The 7,459-nt window shown below is 57.2% G+C and carries 6 protein-coding genes; 4 read left to right on the forward strand and 2 right to left on the reverse strand.

Annotated elements, in window-relative coordinates:
• The 4 genes from DOU50_RS02020 to pheP all read left to right on the forward strand — a co-directional run.
• Positions 1–708, forward strand: a 708-nt coding sequence (locus tag DOU50_RS02020) for an ABC transporter ATP-binding protein (protein WP_148768662.1), incomplete at its 5' end; no start/stop codon positions are given.
• Between the two features lie 150 nt (positions 709–858).
• Positions 859–1,134: a DUF1471 family periplasmic protein YahO gene (yahO, locus tag DOU50_RS02025; RefSeq protein ID WP_024906894.1), complete on the forward strand. Its 276-nt coding sequence runs from the start codon at positions 859–861 to the stop codon at positions 1,132–1,134.
• Between the two features lie 185 nt (positions 1,135–1,319).
• Positions 1,320–3,503, forward strand: coding sequence for a TonB-dependent receptor (locus DOU50_RS02030; protein WP_148768663.1), 2,184 nt, complete (start codon positions 1,320–1,322; stop codon positions 3,501–3,503).
• A 103-nt stretch (positions 3,504–3,606) separates the two neighbouring features.
• Positions 3,607–4,995 (forward strand): phenylalanine transporter, encoded by a 1,389-nt coding sequence (gene pheP / locus DOU50_RS02035; protein ID WP_024906896.1) that lies wholly within the window; start codon positions 3,607–3,609, stop codon positions 4,993–4,995.
• Between the two features lie 86 nt (positions 4,996–5,081).
• Here the strand turns inward: pheP and DOU50_RS02040 are convergent, their stop codons facing one another.
• Both DOU50_RS02040 and DOU50_RS02045 read right to left on the reverse strand, forming a co-directional pair.
• Positions 5,082–6,326, reverse strand: a complete 1,245-nt coding sequence (locus DOU50_RS02040; RefSeq protein WP_024906897.1) for a mechanosensitive ion channel family protein — start codon at positions 6,324–6,326, stop codon at positions 5,082–5,084.
• 65 nt (positions 6,327–6,391) lie between these two features.
• On the reverse strand, positions 6,392–7,459 hold a 1,068-nt coding region (locus tag DOU50_RS02045; RefSeq protein WP_148768664.1), incomplete at its 5' end, for an MFS transporter.

The raw sequence follows: 7,459 nt of genomic DNA on the forward strand, positions 1-7,459 counted from the left end.
AAACGCCAGCGCGTTGAGGCGCTGATGGAGATGGTGTCTCTGGACAGGCAACTGGCAACGCACTGGCCCCACGAGATTTCCGGCGGGCAGCAGCAGCGCGTGGCGCTTGCCCGTGCGCTGGCCCAGCGTCCTTCACTGATGCTGCTGGATGAACCGTTCTCGGCGCTGGATACCGGCCTGCGCGCCATGACGCGTAAGGCAACGGCCGATCTGCTGGCCGAAGCGGGCGTGGCCTCGATTCTGGTCACCCACGATCAGAACGAAGCGTTGTCCTTTGCCACGCAGGTTGCCGTGATGCGCTCCGGACGCTTCACACAGGTCGGTACGCCTTATGAGGTTTACACCCGTCCCGTTGACGAAGAGACGGCGCTGTTTCTTGGCGACGCCGTGATCCTGCCAGCTCAACTCGCTGCCGGGTATGCCGTGTGCGCGCTGGGTGAAGTGCCGACGGACAACGCGCATGCGACAGGACAGGGCAGGGTGATGATGCGCCCTGAACAATTACGCGTGACGGCATGTGCCTCACATGAAAGCCCGATCTCGATTCTTGATGTGGATTTCACCGGACAGCTATCGACGCTCACCCTCGGATTAGCCGGGCAGCAACAGCCCGTGATTCTGAAGACCGTCAGCCAGCCAGGATGGAACCCGGGCACGGCGGTACGCATTGATATTGCTGGCACCGCGCGGGTATTCGAATATTCTTAATATTCGTTAGTAATTTCATGCAACGGGTTGTTATAAAAGAATTTTCCCGAACGTATGGCATTTCCTGAGATTCTCTACCATGCTCATAAAACCTCACCACAATGCGTGAGGTTTTTCGTAGTTGCTGATTAATCTCAAGGAAAAAAGGTTATGAAAAAGACGACTGCTATTTTGTTGGGAACGGCGTTACTGTTTACGACCAATGCTTTTGCTGCTCAGTTGCTGACAAAAAATGAGTTCAAGAAAGTTGCGTCTCAGTATCAAAAAATCGGTACGGTAAGTACCTCGAATGAGGTATCGGTTGATGATGCAAAAAAAGAACTGATTGAGAAAGCCGATAAGAAAGGCGCAGATGTCCTGGTGCTCACGTCAGGGAACACCAACAATAAAATTCACGGTACGGCCAATATCTACAAGAAAAAATAACGTCACTGCAGCCACCCCGAAACGGGGTGGTTGTTCCTCACCCTGTCTCCCCATCTATTCATGTTGTTCGCGGTTACGCTTGCTAACGCATAGATAATGCGTATAGTTCTCATTTGCATTGCTATCAATACATTCTAAGGCCCGACAACGGGTCATTTTTGCGCGCACTTTCAAATGAGTTAACGATGAACAACACCAACATACACAAAACGCTACTGGCGCTCGCCGTTGGCGCGGTAACACATTCCGCCTTCGCGGCGGTCGATCAAAAAGAAGATACCTTCGTCGTGCAGGCTAAGCCTGCCAGCGAGTTCAAACCCGGTGGCGATCGGCTGGTACCGGCCTTCCTCGACGGACAGGTGGCAAACGGCGGACGGATGGGGATGCTGGGCCAGCAGAACGCCATGGACGTACCGTTCACCATCATCAGCTACACCTCAAAGCTGGTGGAAGATCAGCAGGCGAAAACCATTGCTGACGTGGTCGCCAACGACGCGGGCGTGCAGTTCGTTCAGGGGTTCGGTAACAGCGCGGAAACCTACCGTATTCGTGGCCTGAAGTTCGACGGTGACGACATGACCTTTGGCGGGCTGTCCGGCGTGCTGCCGCGCCAGGTGGTGGATACCCAGATGGTTGAGCGCATTGAGATCTTCAAAGGGGCAAACGCCCTGATGAACGGCGCGGCGAGCTCCGGCGTGGGCGGGATGATCAACCTTGAGCCAAAACACGCGGGCGAACTCCCGCAGACGAAAGTGGGCGTCGACTACACCTCAGATTCTCAGATTGGCACTACGCTGGATGCGGGTCGTCGCTACGGCGACAACGACCAGTTTGGCGCGCGGGTGAACCTGGTCCATCGCGAAGGGGAAACCGGCATACCGAACGATCGCCGCCGCACCACGCTGCTCTCTACCGGCCTGGATTACAGCGGTGACCGCTTCCGCACCTCGCTTGATCTGGGCTATCAGAAGAAAACCTTCCACGGTAGCCCAACCAGCGTCAACATTTCGGCGGTGGATTTCGTGCCCGAGCCGCCGAAAAGCGATCGCAATTTCTCGCAGAAGTGGGCCTACAGCAACATCGAAAACGAGTTCGGGATGTGGCGCAGCGAGTACGACATCACCGACGGCTGGACCGCCTATACCGGCCTGGGCGCGCAGCATGCGCATGAGGAAGGGATCTACAGCGCGCCGAAGCTGGTAGATAAAAGCGGCAAGGCAACGGTCAGCCGCCTTGATACCAACCGCATCAGCGACTCCGTCAGCGGTATGGCGGGCATTCGCGGTAATTTCAATACTGGTTTCGTCTCGCACAAGGTCAACGTTGGCTATTCGGCGATGACCAAAAACGAAAAAATCGCGTGGAAAATGTCGGCGACGAAGGATAACCCGACGACCAACATCTACCACAATACCGGCGTGGATATGCCGGACAGCAGCAACCTCAACGGCTCAGGCGGGAAATACAGCGATCCGCTGACCAGCGGGCGCACCCGTACTCAGGGCTGGCTGCTGAGCGATACGCTGGGCGTACTGGACGATAAGCTGCTGTTCACCGCCGGGGCGCGCCATCAGAAGGTGGTCATTCGCGGGTATAACAAAATTACCGGTGCGGAAAACGCGGCAGACGGCTTCGACGGCAGCCGCTGGATGCCAACCTACGGCGTGGTCTACAAGCCGTGGGAGGAAATCTCCCTCTATGCTAACCATACCGAAGCGCTGCAGCCGGGCAAAACCGCGCCTAATACCGCCACCAACTACGGCCAGAGCACCGGTATCGTTCACTCTAAGCAGAACGAAGTGGGCGTGAAGGCGGACTTTGGCCGCGTGGGCGGATCGCTTGCGCTGTTCGAAATCAAAATGCCGTCGGCGATCCTCGACGACAGCGGCCACTACGGCCTTGACGCCGAGCAGCGTAACCGTGGCGTGGAGCTGAACGTCTTTGGCGAGCCCATGCTGGGGATGCGTCTGAATGCCAGCGCCACCTGGCTGCAGGCCGAGCTGACCAAAACCAAAAATGGCGTCAATCAGGGGAACGATGCGATCGGTATTCCGAACTTTTACGCCGTGCTGGGCGCAGAGTACGACATCAAGCCGATTGACGGCCTGACCGCCACCGCCCGCGTGAACCACTCCGGCGCGCAGTACGCTGACCTGGCAAACACCAAAAAGCTGGACAGCTACACCACGCTGGATCTGGGTATGCGCTATCGCTTCGCGGTGAACCACAATGCAAACCAGATGACCGTGCGCGCGGGCATCGACAACGTGACCAATGAAAACTACTGGGCCAGCGTGGACGATTCCGGTACTTACATCACGCAGGGTGAACCGCGTACCTTTAAGATCTCGGTTGGCTACGAATTCTAAGCGTTCCATCTCGTTATCCGGGGCAGGGATGCCCCAATCCCTTGCTACCTCCAGCATGAAGTGTTAAAACGTGCCCCTTCTAAAAAAGAGACAGGGGTAGGACGTGAAAGACGCGTCATCCGCTTCAGGCCATGGTAGCGCCGAAGCCTCGTCGGATCAGAATCCGACGCTGCAACGTGGTTTGCAAAATCGACATATTCAGTTAATTGCCCTTGGCGGCGCGATCGGTACCGGGCTGTTTCTCGGCATCGGCCCCGCTATTCAGATGGCTGGCCCGGCGGTACTGCTGGGGTATGGTATCGCCGGGATTATTGCCTTCCTGATCATGCGCCAGCTTGGCGAGATGGTTGTTGAAGAGCCGGTTTCAGGCTCCTTCGCGCACTTTGCTTATAAATACTGGGGCCCGTTTGCCGGCTTCCTGTCCGGCTGGAACTACTGGGTGATGTTCGTGCTGGTGGGGATGGCGGAGCTAACCGCCGCAGGCATCTATATGCAGTACTGGCTGCCGGATGTCCCGACGTGGATCTGGGCGGCGGCCTTCTTCATCATTATCAACGCCGTTAACCTCGTCAACGTCCGCCTGTATGGCGAAACCGAGTTCTGGTTTGCGCTGATCAAGGTGCTGGCGATTATCGGCATGATCGGCTTTGGCCTGTGGCTGCTGTTCTCAGGCCACGGCGGCGAGCGCGCCACGATCGATAACCTCTGGCAGCACGGCGGTTTCCTCGCCACCGGCTGGAAAGGGCTGATCCTCTCCCTGGCGGTGATCATGTTCTCCTTCGGCGGACTGGAGCTGATTGGCATTACCGCCGCCGAAGCGCGCGACCCGCATAAAAGCATTCCAAAAGCGGTTAACCAGGTGGTGTACCGTATCCTGCTGTTCTACATCGGCTCGCTGGTGGTCTTGCTGGCGCTCTATCCGTGGGTGGAAGTGAAATCCGACAGCAGCCCGTTCGTGATGATTTTCCACGATCTGAACAGCAACGTGGTCGCCTCTGCCCTGAACTTTGTCATTCTGGTGGCGTCGCTGTCGGTCTATAACAGCGGCGTTTACTCCAACAGCCGCATGCTGTTTGGCCTCTCCGTGCAGGGCAACGCGCCGAAGTTCCTTACCCGCGTCAGCCGTCGCGGCGTGCCGGTGAATTCCTTGTTCCTTTCCGGTGCCATTACGTCGCTGGTAGTGCTAATCAACTACCTGCTGCCGAAAGAGGCCTTTGGCCTGCTGATGGCGCTGGTTGTCGCCACGCTGCTGCTGAACTGGATCATGATCTGCCTGGCGCACCTGCGATTCCGCGCCGCGATGCGCCGCAAGGGACGCGAAACGCAGTTCAAAGCGCTGCTTTACCCTGCGGGGAACTACATCTGTATCGCGTTCCTGGGGCTGATTCTGGTGCTGATGTGCACCATGGATGAAATGCGTCTTTCGGCGATGCTGCTGCCGGTGTGGGTGATCTTCCTGTTTGTGGCGTTTAAGCTTTCCCGCAAAAAGTAGCACGTTTTTCACCCTCTCCCTGCGGGAGAGGGCTGGGGTGAGGGCACCAGACCGCACTTGCCTTCACGCCCGGGTGCCTACACAGATTACCTGGCAATGACCCCCGACAGGGCGCGAATATCGTTCCCGGTCGGGGACTGGTGAATACGCAACCCAAATTCATCCACCACCGCGAAAATATGGTCGAAGATGTCGGCCTGAATCTCCTCATATTCTGCCCAGACCACGGTATTGGTGAAGGCATATATTTCAATCGGCAAACCATTCGCGTCAGGCGCTAGCTGGCGCACCATCAGCGTCATATCTTTACGAATACGCGGGTGGTTGCGCAGATATTCGTTCAGGTAGGCGCGGAAGGTGCCGATATTGGTCATCTTGCGCAGGTTTAATACCGATTCCCCTTCACCGTTCTGCTGATTCCACAGGTTAATTTCCTCATGACGTGCGGCCAGATAAGGCTTCAGCAGTTTCGCCTGAATGAGCTTCTGCTGCTCCTGCTCGTCGAGAAAATGAATGCTGGTGGTATCAATATTCAGGCTGCGCTTAATACGTCGCCCGCCGGAGGCCGACATGCCGCTCCAGTTGATAAAGGCGTCGGAGACCAGGGCCCACGTCGGAATGGTCGTAATCGTATTATCGAAATTGCGCACTTTCACGGTGGTCAGGCCGATGTCCGTCACCGTACCGTTGGCACCGTATTTCGGCATCTCCAGCCAGTCGCCGAGCTTGAGCATGTCGTTGGCAGAAAGCTGAATACCCGCCACAAGTCCGAGTATCGGGTCTTTAAACACCAGCATCAGCACGGCGGCCATGGCGCCCAGACCGCTGATCAGAATCGCCGGGGACTGGCCGATGAGCAGAGAGATAATCAATATCCCCACCAGGATGGCGCTCACCAGCTTGATGCCCTGGAAGATCCCTTTCAGCGGCAGCTGTGACGCGGTGGCCATTTTCTGCGACAGATTGAAAATCACGTCCAGCAGCGAGAAGAAGGAGAGCAGGGCATATACCATTACCCACAGCCTGGCGCAGGTAGTGAGAATTTCCGCTGCTTCGCTGCCTTTTTGCAGCCACAGTACCGCCTGGACGTTGACAATTATCCCCTGCAGGGTAAAGGCCAGACGGTGAAATAATTTATTCTGGGTGATGATCTGCAGCCATAAATGGCTGCTGGCCTGCGCGCGTTTTTCGAATGCGCGAAGCACCCCTTTGTGCAGAATAAAATGAACGATGATGGCGGTAAGAAAAATAATACCAAAGATAATTACTAAAGAGGTGGTGTGATTAATTTCAATGCCTAACTCTTCAACCTGAGCAATCAATTCCTGCATAACGTCTCCTGTATTTTTGCAGCCCCATAATGGCGGCTGCGGATCTATTATGCAAATTCACGAACTTATTTGGCGGCCTGGCAGACCTTTACCACCGGCAGGCACAGGCTATGGCGGATGCGCAGCGTCGCCAGAGCCAGCACCACCATCATGGTCGTTTCCACCATCAGGAAGACGTTAACCGCCTGGGTGTAATCCCCGTGATGGATTTGCAGCGCGTGCAGCAAAATTGCGCCAAAAATGGCCGGGCCAAGACCTAGCGCGGCCTGCTGCAGCGTGCTTAAAATAGCGCTCGCGGCCCCCGCGTCGTCAGGCTGAATGTCGCGCATCCCGATGCGGTAGAAGCTGTTCACGATCAGCGCCTGCCCGTAGCCCACCAGTCCGGTGGCGGGTGCCAGCGTCAGGGCGGTATTCTCCATGCCCCAAACGCGGAACGTGGCGATCAGCGCCAGCAGGCCGGTAATCTGGATCGCCAGACCCGTCAGCAGGATGGTGCTGGTGCTGTAGCGGGCAATCAGCCGCGGCGCGAACCACGCCGAAACAAAGTAGGTCACGCCAAGGGCGATAAAGCTGTTCCCGGACTGCCACGGCGCCATCCCCAGACCCGTTTGCATGGTCAGCGCCATACAGAACATAAACCCGGACCAGACGCTGAAAAAGAGCATCGCAATCAGAATGCCAAAGCGCACGCTGCGAAGCGCAAGCAGGCGCGGCGGGATCAGCGGATGGGCATTCTCACGCTCTTTTTTGCGCGCATTCAGCGCCATCAGCCAGGCCAGCGGAACAAGGGCGAGCAGCATCGCCTTCAGCGGCCAGGACCAGTGCCACTGCGGGCCGAGCGCCATCGGGAACAGCAGGCAGCAAAGCATGATGGCCAGCAACACGGTACCCGGCCAGTCGATGCGTGACGGCGTCTCGCGACGGGTTTCCGGTACGAAGCGGCGGCTCAGCGCCAGCACCACCAGACAGATCGGCACGTTGATAAAGAAGGCGTTACGCCAGCCCAGCCCGGCGATATCCGCCGACACCAGCCAGCCCCCGCCCATCTGCCCGACGATAAACGCAATCCCGCCGATGCCGCCGAACAGGCTGATGGCTTTTGCATGCGCCGTACCTTTCAGCGTCACGTGCAG

Source organism: Enterobacter sp. C6 (assembly GCF_008122455.1).
Classification (GTDB): Bacteria; Pseudomonadota; Gammaproteobacteria; order Enterobacterales; family Enterobacteriaceae; genus Enterobacter; species Enterobacter pseudoroggenkampii.

Excerpts from the sequence above, each read along its gene's own strand:
- yahO (WP_024906894.1), top strand. The coding sequence starts at position 859 with ATGAAAAAGACGACTGCTATTTTGTTGGGAACGGCGTTACTGTTTACG.
- DOU50_RS02030 (WP_148768663.1), top strand. The coding sequence starts at position 1,320 with ATGAACAACACCAACATACACAAAACGCTACTGGCGCTCGCCGTTGGC.
- DOU50_RS02040 (WP_024906897.1), bottom strand. The coding sequence starts at position 6,326 with ATGCAGGAATTGATTGCTCAGGTTGAAGAGTTAGGCATTGAAATTAAT.